We start from the raw sequence: 15,891 nt of genomic DNA, 5'->3' as shown, positions 1-15,891 counted from the left end.
AAAAAAGGCCGGGGCCGCTTAGCCCCTAACCCGCGTTCTTGCCGACGTACCGTCAATGGGCATGACCGCCGTGGTCTTCGGCGGAATGATCGTCCGCGTCCTCCGCCCCGCCCTCGTGCCGGTGCTGCTGGGCGGCGCCTTGGTTGATTGGGTCGGCGGCCCGCACCGCAACGCCGAACTTATAAACCATCAAGCCGCCCAAGTCGGCGGTAAACACCAACAAACCGGCAAGTAGCATGGCCAATAAACCAAACACTTGATTGGCCGGCCCGCCGATCACCCCTTTAACCGCTATACGCCAGACCGACAACAGCGCTGCCAAGACCAATACCGAAATTCCCAAGTGTTCGTGTTTTTCCATGATTTCATGGACATTGCCGCCGTGCGCGACATTGGCCGCCGCGATCAGACCCGCCGCGACGGTCGCCGCCGCGAATAGCGTACCGGCATACAGAAACCAGCTCGCCGCGCCGCGCCAAGCCGGCTTGCCCGCCAAACTGGCCACGATGTCGATCGCGACGAACAAGAGCAACAGCGCAATCGGAAAATGCACCAGCAACGGATGCCAGTTCTCCATAGCGGCAATGCCAGGCAGCAAATCGGCGAAATTCTCGCCGGGCGATCGCCCCGCCGCCCTCTCAATCGCGGCCAGCCAGCCGGCCACGCTGCCCGCAAACCCGCCGCCACTATCGGCGCCGCCGTGCACCGCCATCGTCAAATGCTGTTGCCATCCCAACATACGTCCCCCGTTTTCGTTGAGCCTATATCGATCCGGGCTTTCCCGCCCGAATCGTCAGTTGATTGCGATTTGCGCCGATGTCGTGAGTGCCCGAGTCTTGCTTTCGGTAAATTCGGTGCCTTGCTGGCGCACGAACAGCGCTTGCAATTTTTCTTCGTCGGCTACTTTCATGCCCTCTTCGTGCCCCAAGCACAACAAGGCGGTGGACCAGGCATCCGCGATCGTCGGGTCGGCGTGAAACACGCTGACCGCAACCAGATCATGATTGACCGGCCGGCCGGTGCGAGCGTCCAAAATATGGCTGTATCTCTGGCCCTTCACATCGAAAAAGTGCCGGTAAGTGCCGGAGGTCATTACCGCCATCGCCTCGTCCTTGGGCAAGGTCACCACCTTGTGCAACTCGCGCTCGCCCGGCAACGGCTTTTCCACCGCGATGCGCCAGGATTTGCCGTCCGGTTTGTGGCCGTGGGTTTTCAATTCGCCGCCGATTTCCACCAGATAATTGTCCACGCCCAATTGTTCCATGACCTGGCTGATTTTTCCGACGCTATAGCCTTGGGCGATCGACGACAAGTCTACCCTGACCTTCGCCAAATGCTTACGGATGTGGTTGTCGTCGACCACCGCAAGCTTGTCCATGCCGACGTTAACCATTGCGTCTTGAATCGCGGCATCCTCGGGGATGACCAATTTGTCGTCCTTAAAACCCCATAAATCGAACAGCGGCTTGATGGTCAAGTCGTAACAGCCGTGACTCAGCTCGCTGACGGTACGTGCGATTTTGACCAGCGTGACGACTTGCGGATCGACCGTTTGACTTTCTGTGGAGGGATTGGCGTTAAATTGTTCTATCGACGAATCCGGCCGGTAATTGGATAAGACTTTATCCAGGTCGGCAAACGCTTGATTGACCTCAGCCTCTACTTGCTTGAAGTCGACCGGCTCGGGCGACCAATAGCTGATGTTATAGGTCGTGCCCTGCGCGAAGCCGCTCAATTTTTCGATTGGTGGTAGCGGCTCCTGGCAGCCCACCAACATCAACGCTTCCAGCAGCCCCACCATCCACACGTACCGCATGCATCCCCCTTTTCGTTTATCCGTGACGATTATTATTAAATTTTTTCGCGCAAAAGCGCCGACACTGCTTTGAATTGCGGATGAGCGGCATCGCCCAACCATTCGAACAAGACCGATTCATGATTGGTGACGATCACTTGCCGAGACTGCAAACGCCGCAGCGCCGATGCTTTATGCTCGGGATTTCTGGAACAGACCGCATCGCCGACCACCTGCACCCGGTAACCCAATTGCAATAAGTCGTAGGCCGATTGCAAGACGCAGACGTGGGCTTCCTGCCCGACCAGCAGTACTTGTCGGCGGCCGCTCTCGGCCAGTGCCTCGGCGAAACCGGGAGCCCGGCAACAGGAAAATCCGGTCTTGGCGAAGACCGACGTCGCGGAAGGCCAAGCAGCGGCGATTTCGGCCTGAGTCGGCCCGAGACCTTGCGGATATTGTTCGGTCGCCAGCACCGGCACGCCCAAACAATCGGCGGCCTTTAGCAAGCGAAGCGTCGCCTTAGCGACCCTCTCGGCCTCGTCGGCCGGCATGGCCGCGCTCAAGCGGCCCTGCAAATCGACGACGACCAGCGCGCTATCGGCGCAATCGGCCAAATCGGGATGGGACGCCATCGCTTAAGCGTGCTTCATGATGCGGGCTTTCTCGCGTTGCCAATCCTTTTCCTTGGAGGCGACGCGCTTGTCGTGCAATTTCTTGCCTTTGGCCAAACCCAATTTCAGCTTGGCGCGACCGCGTATCCAGTACATCGACAGCGGAATCAAGGTATAGCCCTTGCGCTCGACGGAACCGATCAATTTGGCCAATTCTCGGGCATGCAGCAGCAATTTCTTGCGGCGTACCGCATCCGGATTGACATGAGTGGACGCCGACAGCATCGGCGAAATGTGTGCGCCGCACAACCAAGCCTCGCCGCGGCGAATCTCGATATAGCTTTCCTTGAGCTGGATGCGACCGTCGCGCAAGCTCTTGACCTCCCAGCCTTCCAAGACCAAACCGGCTTCGAACTGCTCCTCTATCGTGTACTCGTGAGTCGCTTGGCGATTGACGGCGATAGTGTTATCGGTGGCTTTATTGTCCTTTTTTTTCTTGGCGGCCATGACTAGCGACGATGATTAAACTGACTGTAAACTGTAATTTTGATATTTTACCCGCACCCCCATCAAATAACACTTTAAATAACAGGGCCAGCAGCAATGAGCGACAAAACCCAATCCATCCACGGCGCATGGTCGTCCCGCTTCGCCTTTATTTTGGCGGCCACCGGGTCGGCGGTCGGTTTGGGCAACATCTGGAAATTTCCCTACATCACCGGCCAAAACGGCGGCGGCGCCTTTGTGATGGTTTACCTGTTTTGCGTGGCGGCGATCGGCGTGCCGATCATGATCGCCGAAATCATGCTGGGCCGGCGCGGCCGGCAAAACCCGATCAACACCATGCAGAGTCTGGCCGTCGAAGCCGGCGCCGACCCGCGCTGGCAATACATGGGCTGGCTGGGCATGCTCGGCGGATTCCTGATCCTGGGTTACTACAGCGTCATCGCCGGCTGGTCCATGGCCTACATCGTCAAATCCTTCACCGGCCAATTTTTTAGCTCGGACGCCGGCGACATCAAGGCCCTGTTCGACGACTTGATGGCCAGCCCGATCCAGCAAATTTTCTGGCACACCGTATTCATGCTGGCGACGATGCAGGTCGTCATGCGCGGCGTGCAAGGCGGCTTGGAGAAATCGGTGCGATTTCTGATGCCGGCCTTATTTTTCCTGCTGCTGATCCTGGTGGCCTATGCGATGAGTTCCGGCGGTTACGAGCAAGGCATCGAATTTTTGTTCAACCCGGATTTCAGCAAAATCGACGCCGACGCGGTCTTGACCGCGATGGGCCACGCCTTCTTCACACTGAGCTTGGGCATGGGCGCGATCATGGTCTACGGTTCCTATCTGCCCGGCCATGTTTCCATCGCCAAAACCACCTTTTATATCGCCGGCGCCGATACCATAGTCGCGCTACTGGCAGGCATCGCCATCTTTCCGCTGGTGTTCGCCAACCACCTGGAAGCCGCCGCCGGCCCCGGCCTGATCTTCCAGACCCTGCCGCTGGCCTTCGGCCACATGGGCGGCGGCTGGCTGTTCGGGCTGTTGTTTTTTGTGCTGCTGTTCTTCGCCGCGCTGACCTCGTCGATTTCGATCATCGAACCCGCCGTGGCCTGGTTGGTGGAAAACAAGGATCTGCAACGCCGCGAAGCCTGTCTGTGGGCCGGCGGCGCCTGCTGGGCGCTGGGCGTGGCGGTGGTGTTTTCGTTTAATATCTGGTCGGAACATAAATGGTTCGACAAGAATCTGTTCGAGCTGCTCGATTATTTGACCGCCAACCTGATGCTGCCGCTCGGCGGTTTGGCGATCGCGGTATTCGCCGGCTGGAAAATGAAACCGGCCCACGCCGAACAGGAACTGGAACTGCCGCCGCAAGGTTTTCAAGCTTGGCAATTTCTGATCCGCTACGTCGCGCCGGCTTCGGTTTTCCTGGTATTCCTGCATGTCTTGGGGGTACTGTAATGATCACCGTCGTGCAAAAAAGCGCGTTGGTCAAATTCTCGGCCAAACAGATGTTCGATTTGGTAGACGACATCGAGTCCTACCCCAAATTCCTGCCCTGGTGCGCCGGCAGCAAGGTGCTGAAACGCGAGGGCAACATCGTCGAAGGCCAAATCGACATCGCCAAGGCCGGTTTCCATAAATCGTTCACGACCCGCAACAAATCCGATCAAGGCGGTAAGATTCAAATCAGCCTGCTGGACGGGCCGTTCAAATCGCTGGAAGGCTTTTGGAGCTTCATGCCGCTCCGCGAAGACGCCAGCAAGATTTCGCTGGATTTGGAGTTCGAAATCGCCAGCACCTTCGCCAGCCTGGCCTTCGGCCCGGTCTTCAATCAAATCTGCAACACCATGGTCGGCGCCTTCACCCAACGCGCCAAAGCGGTGTATGGCTGACATCCGCATCGAAGTCGCCTACGCGACGCCCGAGCGGCAAACCCTGATCGCGCTAACCCTACCGCCGGACGCCACCGCCGAACAAGCCATCCAGGCATCAGGCATCTTGGCCCGGCATCCGGAAATCGATTTGACCGTTCAAAAGTTCGGCATTTTCGGCATCGTCGCCAAACCCAACGCAACGCTGACCGACGGCGACCGGGTGGAGATTTATCGGCCGCTGAAACAAAATCCGATGGATGCGCGGCGGCAACGATCTAAGCAATAAGCCCCCGCGAAACCGCCCATCCGCGCTTTTTGGGATTAAGTTCGGTCGAACAGGCTTGGTGATGACGAAATTTCCTTCGCGGCCACAAGGGGCAACTGACGAGATCCCCGAACGGAGCCGGCGGAAAATATCGGCCGACTTAACCTTAGCAGACCGAAGCTAAAAACCGACCGTTGCGGCGCGAAAGTCCGGGCGAATTGTCGTTTACAAGAGTCCGCTGAAAACCATCGCGCGAGCCCCGCCTGTGTAAGGACAAATTTCCCTTGACACAACACTATCCTTTCGGGTTTTCCGAGAACACCACTCGCCGGCTTCATCCGCGTTCGGCGGAAAACGCCCTGTTGCGGCCATTGCATTAAAAATTCGAATGACAGCTTTAGCGCGTATTTCGAACATTGGTAATAGAACAATAATGCAATGTGGATGGGTAGAGCGAAGCGAAACCCATCACTTAACGTACATTTGTTTGATGGGTTTCGGCTAACGCCTCTACCCATCCTACGAGCCACGAGCTTTTATGATTGAGCCACTCATAACGATAGTAATCAATGTGGCAGATTTAGTATTGGCGGAAAAGTGCCATGGTATTTCCACTGGGTAAGGGCATCAACCTCACCTATGCTCATGCCAGCATCTAGGGATTCTGCTGGAATAAGTAGGTTTTCTCCCTTGTGGGTTATATAAAAATCGAGTCCTTCACAAGGTGCGACTTGGCTGGTTTTATCAAAGAGAATTCTGATGTTTGTGTTCTCATTTGAAAATGGTGGATTCATAACTACAACCCTTCGGTAAGGGTTAATGAAAAATGTCCCTAAAGATTGATGCAAGGCTCCAGCGACATCATCGCTAAAAGTCGTTATACCCGCAACAATTTCTTTGTATATAGCCACAGTCATTGCTATAAAGTATGCGCCATGACCTATATCGCCTCTAATGTACATTACAATAGCGGTATAAAACTGCTTTAGGGCTGTGGTTGATATGGCTAGAGAAAAAGTCGTGCCTTTAAATGTGTAGTTCGCTTGAATATGTGTGGCCGACTCGCTGTAGGATGAAGGGTTGTGAACCAAAGCGTTTCTAAGAACTTTTGCAACCCTGAAAAGCTCTTTTAAAATTTTCTCGTAGTCATTTGTTGCCGGGAGGTCATTATATTTTTGTTTGAAGCTTTTGCCTTCGAGATGAGGGTGCTTTTCATCTATGAAGGCATCTAGTAGGGAAAACATTATGATAAATTTGGATATTTGGTTCTGCTCAATGCTGACCCTTCGTCCAGTCATCAAGGAACGCTGGATATGCCTTGTAAACGTGCCATCGCTGTTGATATGCAAATGCTGAATTTCTGGGTATCCCAATGACATTCCGCAGTCTTCCAGCATTAGTATCGTGTGGTGAGTAAATGTGTGCATAGCAATATTTTGTTTGGCGCAGATTTTAAGAGCCTAACGTAAAGCTAACCGGGCGCGGCCCGGAAAGCTGAAAAACAAAACCGCATTATAACCGCGCTCCGGTTGAGCGCCATGTTAGACCTCATCGTGAATTAACTTTCTTTGATGGTAATGTAATCAATAAACTTCCCAAGGAATTTTTCCTTCGGTGAATCAATCTGAATTGATCCGTTTTGATCAATTTTTGCAATCGCTGTTTTCTTTAGGATGGAAATGGCTATTCCCCTGTTCAGTATTACATGGCTTCTGCCATGGTTTTCGAGAAAGTCATTATCGTCAATGAATATGAGTTCATTTCTGGATTCAGTTTTCTGATTGTTCTTGATATTTTCCAACGCGGATTTTAGTTTTTCAGCGTCGCCTAATAATTCTCTTGCGCGAACCAGAGGTGCAAGCCCGTCTCTGGTATAGTATTCAAAAATTACCTCATGCCCTTCAGGTAGTGGTTCGTTGATATGGTTGCGGAACTGAGAAATCGCCTTCTTTCTGCTTCTCTTTTGTAGAGCCGTTGAAATGGCAGTCTGTGGGACTAGCAAACCAGCAAGTCCAAAAATAAATGCAAAGAAGTACAGCGGTGCTCTGGCTGCTTGAACCACAATCGAGCCCGAGAATACTTTTGACCAAAAAGACTCATTGTCTTTATCGGGTTCGATCTTTAATATTGGAATTTCTCGCATTCCTGCAATTTTTCCGCTTGATTTTAGAAGTACACCTGATTGAGCGGCATGTATAACCAGCGCTTTTACAGTATAGCTTTCATTTGGCTCCATTATTACGCTAGGCATTTGAATACTTGATGCAGTAGATTTTGTTACCGTTGCAAAATTTTCAAGGTATTCATTAGAAGCGCTAATTTTTTCATATTTAAGGAACTCTCCGTTTGACAAGTTGATTGTCAGGGGCGAGTTTGTGTCATAAAAGCCTCCGAGAATAGATGCCCCCCCCACGTTTTTAACTCTAAAAACTATTACGGAAAGGTCTTTTCCAACGCTCTTAATATCTACGTCACCATACAGAATTTTTAATTCTGGAACGTTTTCTTTTAGGTCAAGAACGTTAGTGTCGCTTAGAACCTCCACAACCATTTGTGGATCGCGTACTTTGATGAATTCGTTATAAATAGTGAGTCCGCCAAAAAATACGGCCAGGACAAAACCAAGGAAAGACCAAGCAAACTTCTTGTCTATACTCGCAAACTTTTCTAGTCCATTCATGAATATCCAATTTTTATGATGCCGATGTCTAACGAATAGAGTTAACCTGCCAAAACGGAGCGAAGCGGAGTTTTGGTCAGGTTTAACGACTGGTTAAATGCCTTGATGACATTTCCAAACAATAATTTTGATTCAAGCAAAGAAACACGAATGACGCTGAAAATCATGGCTTAACCTGGAGGGAAAAACCTTGTCAGGTTGAACGCATGTTAACCTGCAAGGTTTTTCCCTCCAGGTAATAACATATTTTCATGATTTCTTCAGCCATTATTTGCTATTTCTTTACGATAAATTAATTGCTTTCCAAGCCTTTCGAGATTGGCCCCGCATTTAACTATTGATTATCAGGCAAATCTGCCCGTATAAGTTGATATTAACCGCCTTTTCAGGCAGTTTTGCCTGCGTATCCGGAAAAGTGGGCATGTTTGGCCTTGATAACTTGCTATTAGCCGGTAAATCAGGCAATCCTGCCTGCGTATTATGTTGCCGCTGACTTTATCAGGTAGGTGTTTTATGTCAAGCACCAAATCGCCAGCCTTATTGGACGATGTGCGTCGGGTGATACGGCTGAAACATTATTCCTTGCATACCGAACGTAGCCCGGTCGGCACGATTTAGTGCCCACGCGGATTTAATGGTCAACGGTGGGCAAATTTGCCCACCCTACGTCTGCTAAAGGCACATTACCGAACGATCAAAATTTATAGTGCCGTCCGCAATTGGCCGATTCGCGATATTCCCAGTCTTGATTTCCGGTCAAATAGACATCCTCGCAGCACTAAAAGACTTGTACGCAACTCTCCGAGCAATTAACGCGAGACTCCAAGCCTTGCGGGCAACGCTAAAAACCCTGAGCGCAAGGCAAAAAGCAATTCTCGCAACACTAAAAACCTTGCGCGCAACTCTCCGAGCAATCAACGCAAGGCTCCGAGCCTTGTGGGCAACGCTAAAGACCCTGAGCGCAAGGCAAAAAGCAACTCTCGCAACACTAAAAGACTTACGCGCAACTCTCCGAGCAATAGACGCAAGGCTCCGAGCCTTGCGGGCAACGCTAAAAGCCTTGCGCTCAAGGCAAAAAGCAACTCTCGCAACTCTAAAAGCCTTGCTCGCAACTCTCCCAGCAATAAACGCAAGGGTCCGAGCCTTGCGGGCAACGCTAAAAGCCCTGCGCGCAAGGCAAATAGTGATTCCCGTAACACTAAAAACCTTGCACGCGACGCTCCGAACAGAAAAACGTATGGCGTATGGTTAAACCGGCATATCGATCGTGATTTGCTATAGGGTTGTCGCGCGGATCGCCATCGTAACGACGGGATTCGGCGTGCGGTCGTCGGAGAGCACGCCGGTCGGCAATTTGCCGGGTAGGTGGCACCGGCGCCAAGCGGACGGCTTTGCCAAGTCTTCGAACGGGTTGCGAAGCGCCGGGTTGAATATCCGGACTCGGTCATTCGGGGTTTGTGACCCGCTATGTCGCAGCAGCAGATATCGTTTGGAAAAGGACTATTTCGACGGCGGTTACGGCCGTTTCGGCAAGTACTGTAAACCTTCGACGATCCGCTCCGACAAACCGGTGCGGCCGCGGCTTGAAATTTGTTAGTCAAAAGCATAAAGTAAGGAATCCTTACTTTGTAGCTCGGAGGTTGCCATGCTTGCCAAAATGACCTCAAAAAACCAACTCACCCTCCCCAAAAGCATTACCTCTGCCGTCGGCGCCGAGGAATACTTTGACGTGGAAACCCGTAACGGCCAGATCATCCTGACTCCAGTGCGTATTCAGCGCGGCGATGCGGTGCGCGCAAAATTAGCTGAGTTAAATCTCCAGGAACAAGATATTAACGATGCGGTGGCTTGGGCCAGACAGGCTGTCGATGCAACATCCACCCACGATAAATGAGCAGTACAACCCATGCGCCGCGTGTGGTCATCGACACCAATCTGGTGCTGTCTGCCTTGGTATTTGCCCAAAGCCGTTTGACACCCTTGCGCCAAGCCTGGCAAAGCCAGCAGATTCTTCCCTTGCTGTCCAAAATCACCGTAGCGGAATTGATCCGAGTGCTGAATTATCCCAAATTTAAACTCAGTACCGCTGACCAACAGGAACTGCTGGCCGATTATTTGCCGTATTGCCAAACCATCGTCATCCCGGAACCGCCACCCGTTACACCCGAATGCCGCGATGCGTTTGATCTGCCTTTCCTGCAGCTCGCCATAGCCGGGCAAGCCGATGCTCTGATAACTGGCGACCAGGACTTATTGACGATTTCCGAACCCTTTATCTGCCCGATTCTGACGGCGGAACAATTCTTGCCAAGCCTTAACGCATGACGACCAATAACATCGTCGTCAAACTACGGAACCTGTGCAACTATTGATCGCCGCACTTGCCGAGCATTTCGAGCCAATGGCATCGACGAATTGCAGGTATAAAGCCGTGCCCAATCGAAAACCCAATGGCTACCGGATGGTCAATCCGCGCATCTCAACCCGGTAGCTTCGAATATCGAATTCCCAAAATTCGTTGGGAATCCTTACTATGAGGGGGTCGTAAAAGCCCCTCTCCTTGCGGAAGAGGGGTTGGGGTGAGGGGAAATACACGGTAAGACATTGATTTTATCCCCCTCACCCCGCCCTCTCCCGCGAGGAGGGGGTTCTGTTTCGACTTTTACGACACCCTCCTATGAAAGTTACTGGACGGCCGCCACCCAATCCGGTGTCGGAACGCTGTCAATAGCGGTTAAAGCCGCTCCGCCACTGACTTTCATTTGCCTGGGCGACGGCCAGCGGTTTCATGATCCGTTGACCGCTTGAGTTAAATGAAATGCCGATTTTTCGGACTTACTCTGAAAGTCACCCGACGCGGTCACTCAATTCGGTGTCGTAGCGTTGTCAATCGCGGCTAAAGCCGCTCCCACGCCAGGGACTTTCATTTGCCGGGGCGACGCAACTGTTTCGTGAGCGTTAGGCATTCAATTCCGGAATACCGGCGGCCAGATGCTTGCGCAGCAAACCGATCTGTCTTTGCAATTCGTCTTCGGCGTCGCCGACGGTTTTGAAGGTTTGTATCAGCTTTTGTTCGTTCAGCGCATCGGGATAATTCGCATCGACAAAATCCAATATTTCCGCGTCCATTTCGGTCATGCTGTTAACGATCTCTTCCATCTTGTTCAATACCGCGCGCAATTCGTTCAAGTCTTTTGCCATAAATACTCCTCCAGTTTGGTTAGTCTTCAATCAACGGCTTTTAGGCGGGATTGCTTAAAAGCCTGGTCAATCCGGCCAGCAAGGCCGAATTCCCGGTTGCCCCGCAGCAGCGCGGGACTGTCGATGGCAGGCCGCGACTTGCGTACCTTTCGTCATCGAAAAACCTGTTTACGTCAAACACTCGGTCGCGCCAAGCGTTCCCGATAGGCAATCGCACCGCGCCTGCAATACAATATCGGCCCCGACCGTCCTGCCGGCGGCCGATATTTTGTTTATCCATTCAATCCGCAACCAGCATGAGCAAAGACATCCGCATTCAGCGCCTCAGCGGCGCGGCCTTGATTCAATACATTCCCGAACTGGCGCGGCTGCGCATCGAGGTGTTCCGCGACTTCCCCTACTTGTACGACGGCGATTACGAGTACGAGAAAAAATACCTGCAAACCTATATCGACTGCCCGGACAGCGTGATCGTGCTGGCCTTCGACGGCGAAGCCATCATCGGCGCCTCGACCGCGATCCCGTTGAAATACGAAACCGCCGAAGTCCAAAAGCCGTTCGTGGACCACCGTTACGATCCGGAGCAGGTGTTTTACTGCGGCGAATCGGTGTTGAACAAAGCCTATCGCGGCCTGGGCATCGGCGTTAAATTTTTCGAGCAACGCGAAGCCCATGCCGCCGATTTGGGCGGCTTCAGGCACATCACGTTCTGTTGCGTCGAGCGCCCCGCCGATCATCCGCGCCGGCCGGCCGACTATGTGCCGCTGGACGCCTTCTGGAACAAACGCGGTTATTTCAAGCATCCGGAACTGAAAACCACCTATACCTGGAAAGATCTCGACGACGAGACCGAAACCCCCAAACCGATGACCTTTTGGTTGAGAGAAGACCGTGCCTAAAATCGCCAGCGCCCAATACGACATCAGTTTCCTGGAAACCTGGGAAAACTTCGCAGCCAAAACCCGCCGCTGGGTACAAGACGCGGCCGACAACAAAGCCGACATCCTGCTGTTCCCGGAATACGCCTGCATGGAACTGGCATCCTTGTTTCCGAAGGATGTTTATTCGTCCTTGAACGGCCAACTGGATGCATTGCAAACCCTGCTGCCGCCATACCTGGATTTGTTCAAAACCCAGGCCGCCGAGCACCGGGTGTATATCCAGGCCGGCACGTTTCCTGTCAAACACGAAAACGGCGAATTCCGCAATCACGCCTATTTCTTCACGCCGCAGGGCGACGTGGACTATCAGGAAAAGCTGACCATGACCCGTTTCGAGAACGAGCAATGGCATATCTCGCGCGGTCTGGACATCAAAGTGTTCGACACCGTATTCGGCAAGATCGCGATCAACATCTGCTACGACAGCGAATTTCCCCACTACGCCCGCCAACAAGCCGAACGCGGCGCCACGTTGATCTTGGTGCCCAGTTGCACCGACACCGAAGCCGGCTATTACCGGGTGCGGATCGGTTGCCAGGCCCGCGCGCTGGAAAACCAATGCTACGTCGTGCAAGCCTCGCTGGTCGGCGACGCCCCCTGGTCCGAAGCGGTCGATGTCAATCGCGGCGCGGCAGCCATTTACACGCCGGTCGATCGCGGCTTTCCGAACAACGGCATTCTGGCGATCGGCGAGTACAACCAAGCCCAATGGGTTTACGCCGACCTGGATCTAGCCGCCGTCGAAACCGTGCGCCGGGAAGGCCAGGTGTTTAACTACCGCGATTGGCCCAAGCAGTTCGATTGCCGGTAACGGCCGATAAGTCCGGATACGGTTGGCCGCGATCTTAAGGTTCGGCCAACCGGGTTTACAATCCGCCCAACGAGAACCCGCGACTGCGTTAATCCCCGACCGTGTAATCCCTGGACTCCATCATATTTTCCAGCATGCCGAACAGACGTTGCGGCGTAATCAAACACCCGGCCGCTCCCGGTCTGGGCATGATTTCCACCGTGACTTCCTCGCGAGCCAGCTTGTTCAAGGTCTGATAGGTAAAGAAATCGACCGATTCCACACCCGGCGCCAGATGCGCCCATTCACCGGTGACGGCATCGGCCGCGTAGCCCTTGTAAGGCCAAACCGGCAGCGTATTCCGGCCATCGAGCTCCCGAATCAAAGGCTGCGGCCCCTCCTTCAGCCCCCAGACTTCGTCGGTCTCGAAGATTCGATACAGAAAATATTCCAATCGTTCTTCGTCACTCATATCCGGAACGGCGGCGATTTCTTCGGGATGGGGATCGTAGCGCATGTCGAGGCCTATGCTGATGAATTTGACTACAGTTCAGCAAAAATCGAACCATACCCGGCGCGCGTCGTCGGCGGCGGATTTTCCCCAGCCAACGAGTTGCTCGGCCAATGCGTCGTCGGACAGGCTAGCCCACATTTGTCGCAAACCCGACATTCCGTCATCCGGCCGAACGGCCGCTTTGCCAACCTGTTAAAAGCGCCAATATCGCGCCGCGACTCGAAGACGGCCCGACTATACCGTTTCGGCCCAATCGGTCGATAATGTCGGCACTTAACCGAATAGACGAACACTCATGGACCATTCGACAATCGCCAATCCCGCCCGCAAACCCGCCCTACCCGAGCATTCGATGATTGTTTCGATGTTGCGCTTGATTGTCCAGCCGCTCTCGACGATGGCCGGCATACACGCCAAATACGGCGATTTGGCGCTGGGAACCGTATTCAAAAAGAAGATTCTGTTCGTCCGCGCGCCGGAATACATCGAGCAAATTTTTAATCTGGAAGGCAAGGGCTTGCTGAACCGCGACTTCATGTACGACGCCAAGCAAGCGCTGTTCGGCGACGGCCTGATTAACAGCGAATCCGAGGTCTGGAGCAAGCAACGCCGCCTGATGCAGCCGATGTTCACCAAGGATGCCGTCAAAACCTGGGAACAACTGATCATCGCCGAAGCTGCCGCCGCCGCCGAACGCGTGAAGCTTGCGGCGGGTGGCGATGTCGATTTGAGCGCCGAGCTCCGCGGTCTGATTCAGCGCATCTTTCTGCAAGTCCTGCTCGGCAAATCGGTGGACCAGCTCAGCAACGGCGCGCAGCTGATCAACGTCATCGACGTACTCAGCCGGGAATTGCCGCTGCAACTGGGCGTACATCTGATCTTCGGCCAGCGGCTGAAGCGCTGGATACCGCTGCGAACCAAAAACTACCGCGCGGCGGTCGAGTATCTGAAAACCTTTCTCTACGCCGAAATCGAACAAAAACGCGCGAATCCAGGACAAGACCTGATTTCACTGTTGCTGCAAGCCCAGGACCGAAGCACCGGCTATAGGATGCCGAACGACTTGCTGCGCGACGAATCGGTGACGCTGTTTTTTGCCGGCCAGGAAACCACGATCAACACGCTGTTATGGTTTTTTTATCTGACCGGCAAGCATCCGGCGGTGCGCGAAAAAATCGCCGCCGAAATCGCCGGCTTGCCGAACGAACCGCTCCAGGCCGGCCATCTGGCCCAACTGAGCTACACCAAGGCGGCCTTGAACGAAACCCTGCGCTTGTATCCGCCCACCTCGGCGCTGACCACGCAGGCACTGGCGGACATCGAGCTTGGCGACTACGCCATCGCCAAGGACACCATCCTCCTGTTGACGATGCACGCCACCCACCACAATCCGCGCCTATGGCCTCGCCCCGACGAATTCGATCCGAACCGATTTCTGGACGATAGCGTTGCGCAACGCCACAAATTTGCGTTCTTTCCGTTCGGCGGCGGCCTGCACAATTGCATCGGCAAGCATTTCGCCGAACTGGAAATGTTGCTGATCATCGCCTGCTTCTTTCGGGCATTCCGCTTCGAAACCGACATTACCCTCAAGGAAGCCTTTAGCGTAACGCTGAAACCGGACGGACCGGTGGTGGGGCGAGTGTCGGCCGATTCGCCACCGGCCGGGCAGCGAAATCCAAACTCAGCACGGTAAGGATAGGCCGATCTGGGAGCCGCAAACCAAGTCGTCCGAATCTTACTGAGTCAACGGCTTCTGCGCTTCGATGCCGGCCCGTTCCGCGACGCAATCGCGGTTCGGCGCCACGGCCTCCTCGCTCAAATCGTCCAATTCGTCTTTCGCCTGACTCAAATCGTCCTGAAAATGACGATCGGCATGGAGCTTAGCGACCGTATACGCGCCCAGGTAGCGTCCCCATACAGTATCGCTATACCAATGTACGTTACAGACCACCCGACTTAATCCGAAAGCCTGGGCGCGGGCTAGAATCGCATCGGCCCGCGCGGGAACCAGTTCGGCCAAAATCAAGCCCCAAGCCATGCCGATGGCATTGTGTCCGGACGGATAGGAACCGCCGGCCTCCAGACGGGCACGATCGTCCGGCGTGCAAAACCGGGCGTCGTTGACCATGAACGGCCGGGGACGTTTGTATCTATCCTTTGCCGCACCGGTGGCCGCGCCCGCGTCCTGCTTGACCTTCTTCAACAGCTTCACCAAATGGGGGGTATGTTGCTCGTCCACCGGCACGCCCAGCGCGCAGGCATAGGCGCTCGCGGCATTCGGGAAACTCAGGTCGGCATCCTGTATCGCCAGCGCCCAGGCAGGCGTATTACGCAACGCAAAGCTTTTCTGGGCGTAGATCAAATCCAACGCAAAACTCGCCGACCCGTCCGCCGGCGGTGGCGGCAACAAACCCAAGCTGTCCGGGATCGCGTTGGTCGGCAAATAGCCACGCTCTCTATTGCCGCCGATTTCCGGCGGAATCGGCGTCGCGCCGGCATCCGCCAACACATCCTGCAACGCGCCGCTTAAGCACAAAACGGCAAACAGCCGTCCCCAAAATTGATAAGTTCTGTTCCGCATGGACTGACTCCCGGTCACCGAGTGGTGGGCTGATGAAGAATGCAACGACTGATTACTCCGCATGCAGCATAGAAGACAATTCCCTGTTCGGCAAAATCGTCGGCTCTCGAACGGTAACCGTAACGGCGGGGC

The 15,891-nt window shown here is 54.1% G+C and carries 17 protein-coding genes; 8 read left to right on the top strand and 9 right to left on the bottom strand.

Going from position 1 to position 15,891, the window contains the following annotated elements; all coding sequences use genetic code 11:
- Positions 1-52 precede the first annotated feature (52 nt).
- Genes ACQE3D_RS06375 through smpB form a run of 4 tightly spaced genes read right to left on the bottom strand, consistent with a single transcriptional unit; the run spans position 53 to position 2,913 of the window.
- Positions 53-739 carry a DUF2231 domain-containing protein gene (locus ACQE3D_RS06375; protein ID WP_168033746.1) on the bottom strand — a complete coding sequence of 229 codons (687 nt, stop codon included), beginning with the start codon at positions 737-739 and terminating at the stop codon, positions 53-55.
- 54 nt (positions 740-793) lie between these two features.
- Positions 794-1,816 carry an FAD:protein FMN transferase gene (locus tag ACQE3D_RS06370; protein WP_313728656.1) on the bottom strand — a complete coding sequence of 341 codons (1,023 nt, stop codon included), beginning with the start codon at positions 1,814-1,816 and terminating at the stop codon, positions 794-796.
- Positions 1,817-1,851: 35 nt separating this feature from the next.
- Complete coding sequence (locus ACQE3D_RS06365; RefSeq protein WP_313728657.1) at positions 1,852-2,427, bottom strand: isochorismatase family protein; 576 nt, start codon at positions 2,425-2,427, stop codon at positions 1,852-1,854.
- 3 nt (positions 2,428-2,430) lie between these two features.
- The gene (gene smpB / locus ACQE3D_RS06360) at positions 2,431-2,913 is read right to left on the bottom strand and encodes an SsrA-binding protein SmpB (protein WP_064026282.1); all 483 of its coding nucleotides are present in this window, start codon (positions 2,911-2,913) and stop codon (positions 2,431-2,433) included.
- A 96-nt stretch (positions 2,914-3,009) separates the two neighbouring features.
- Between smpB and ACQE3D_RS06355 the strand changes: the two genes are divergently transcribed.
- The 3 genes from ACQE3D_RS06355 to ACQE3D_RS06345 are packed head-to-tail and all read left to right on the top strand — an operon-like array spanning position 3,010 to position 5,070.
- Positions 3,010-4,368: a sodium-dependent transporter gene (locus ACQE3D_RS06355; RefSeq protein WP_313728658.1), complete on the top strand. Its 1,359-nt coding sequence runs from the start codon at positions 3,010-3,012 to the stop codon at positions 4,366-4,368.
- On the top strand, positions 4,368-4,802 hold the full coding sequence (locus tag ACQE3D_RS06350) for a type II toxin-antitoxin system RatA family toxin (RefSeq protein ID WP_082885402.1): 435 nt from the start codon (positions 4,368-4,370) through the stop codon (positions 4,800-4,802). Before ACQE3D_RS06355 ends, ACQE3D_RS06350 begins: the two co-directional genes overlap by 1 nt.
- A 1-nt stretch (position 4,803) precedes the next feature.
- Positions 4,804-5,070 carry an RnfH family protein gene (locus ACQE3D_RS06345; protein ID WP_217631656.1) on the top strand — a complete coding sequence of 89 codons (267 nt, stop codon included), beginning with the start codon at positions 4,804-4,806 and terminating at the stop codon, positions 5,068-5,070.
- Between the two features lie 545 nt (positions 5,071-5,615).
- Here the strand turns inward: ACQE3D_RS06345 and ACQE3D_RS06340 are convergent.
- Together ACQE3D_RS06340 and ACQE3D_RS06335 are read right to left on the bottom strand one after the other, a co-directional pair.
- Entirely contained in the window at positions 5,616-6,446 is an 831-nt protein-coding gene (locus tag ACQE3D_RS06340) for a hypothetical protein (RefSeq protein ID WP_313728659.1), read from the bottom strand.
- Positions 6,447-6,607: 161 nt separating this feature from the next.
- A complete protein-coding gene (locus ACQE3D_RS06335) occupies positions 6,608-7,729 on the bottom strand; it encodes a hypothetical protein (protein ID WP_313728660.1) in 1,122 nt (373 codons plus the stop codon).
- Between the two features lie 1,645 nt (positions 7,730-9,374).
- Between ACQE3D_RS06335 and ACQE3D_RS06330 the strand changes: the two genes are divergently transcribed.
- Both ACQE3D_RS06330 and ACQE3D_RS06325 read left to right on the top strand, forming a co-directional pair.
- Positions 9,375-9,623: an AbrB/MazE/SpoVT family DNA-binding domain-containing protein gene (locus ACQE3D_RS06330; RefSeq protein WP_313728661.1), complete on the top strand. Its 249-nt coding sequence runs from the start codon at positions 9,375-9,377 to the stop codon at positions 9,621-9,623.
- Complete coding sequence (locus ACQE3D_RS06325; protein WP_313728663.1) at positions 9,620-10,054, top strand: putative toxin-antitoxin system toxin component, PIN family; 435 nt, start codon at positions 9,620-9,622, stop codon at positions 10,052-10,054. Before ACQE3D_RS06330 ends, ACQE3D_RS06325 begins: the two co-directional genes overlap by 4 nt.
- Positions 10,055-10,687: 633 nt before the next feature.
- Here ACQE3D_RS06325 and ACQE3D_RS06320 read toward each other — a convergent pair.
- Complete coding sequence (locus ACQE3D_RS06320) at positions 10,688-10,930, bottom strand: hypothetical protein (protein ID WP_064026653.1); 243 nt, start codon at positions 10,928-10,930, stop codon at positions 10,688-10,690.
- Between the two features lie 296 nt (positions 10,931-11,226).
- On the opposite strand from ACQE3D_RS06320, the gene ACQE3D_RS06315 reads away from it, so the two are divergent.
- On the top strand, positions 11,227-11,829 hold the full coding sequence (locus tag ACQE3D_RS06315; protein WP_071158553.1) for a GNAT family N-acetyltransferase: 603 nt from the start codon (positions 11,227-11,229) through the stop codon (positions 11,827-11,829).
- The gene (locus tag ACQE3D_RS06310; protein ID WP_313728666.1) at positions 11,822-12,682 is read left to right on the top strand and encodes a carbon-nitrogen hydrolase family protein; all 861 of its coding nucleotides are present in this window, start codon (positions 11,822-11,824) and stop codon (positions 12,680-12,682) included. The genes ACQE3D_RS06315 and ACQE3D_RS06310 overlap by 8 nt, the downstream gene beginning before the upstream one ends.
- Before the next feature lie 88 nt (positions 12,683-12,770).
- Here ACQE3D_RS06310 and ACQE3D_RS06305 read toward each other — a convergent pair whose 3' ends face one another.
- Positions 12,771-13,178, bottom strand: a complete 408-nt coding sequence (locus ACQE3D_RS06305) for a DUF2750 domain-containing protein (protein WP_313728667.1) — start codon at positions 13,176-13,178, stop codon at positions 12,771-12,773.
- Between the two features lie 292 nt (positions 13,179-13,470).
- Between ACQE3D_RS06305 and ACQE3D_RS06300 the strand changes: the two genes are divergently transcribed.
- Entirely contained in the window at positions 13,471-14,871 is a 1,401-nt protein-coding gene (locus ACQE3D_RS06300) for a cytochrome P450 (RefSeq protein WP_313728668.1), read from the top strand.
- Between the two features lie 42 nt (positions 14,872-14,913).
- On the opposite strand, the gene ACQE3D_RS06295 is transcribed toward ACQE3D_RS06300, so the two are convergent.
- Complete coding sequence (locus ACQE3D_RS06295; protein ID WP_313728670.1) at positions 14,914-15,759, bottom strand: acid phosphatase; 846 nt, start codon at positions 15,757-15,759, stop codon at positions 14,914-14,916.
- Positions 15,760-15,891: the final 132 nt, after the last annotated feature.

The sequence above is a fragment of the Methylomonas sp. MS20 genome, from assembly GCF_050275925.1.
Lineage (GTDB): Bacteria > Pseudomonadota > Gammaproteobacteria > Methylococcales > Methylomonadaceae > Methylomonas > Methylomonas koyamae_A.
Note: the sequence above shows the minus strand (reverse complement) of the source record. Positions and strands in the feature narration are given on the sequence as shown.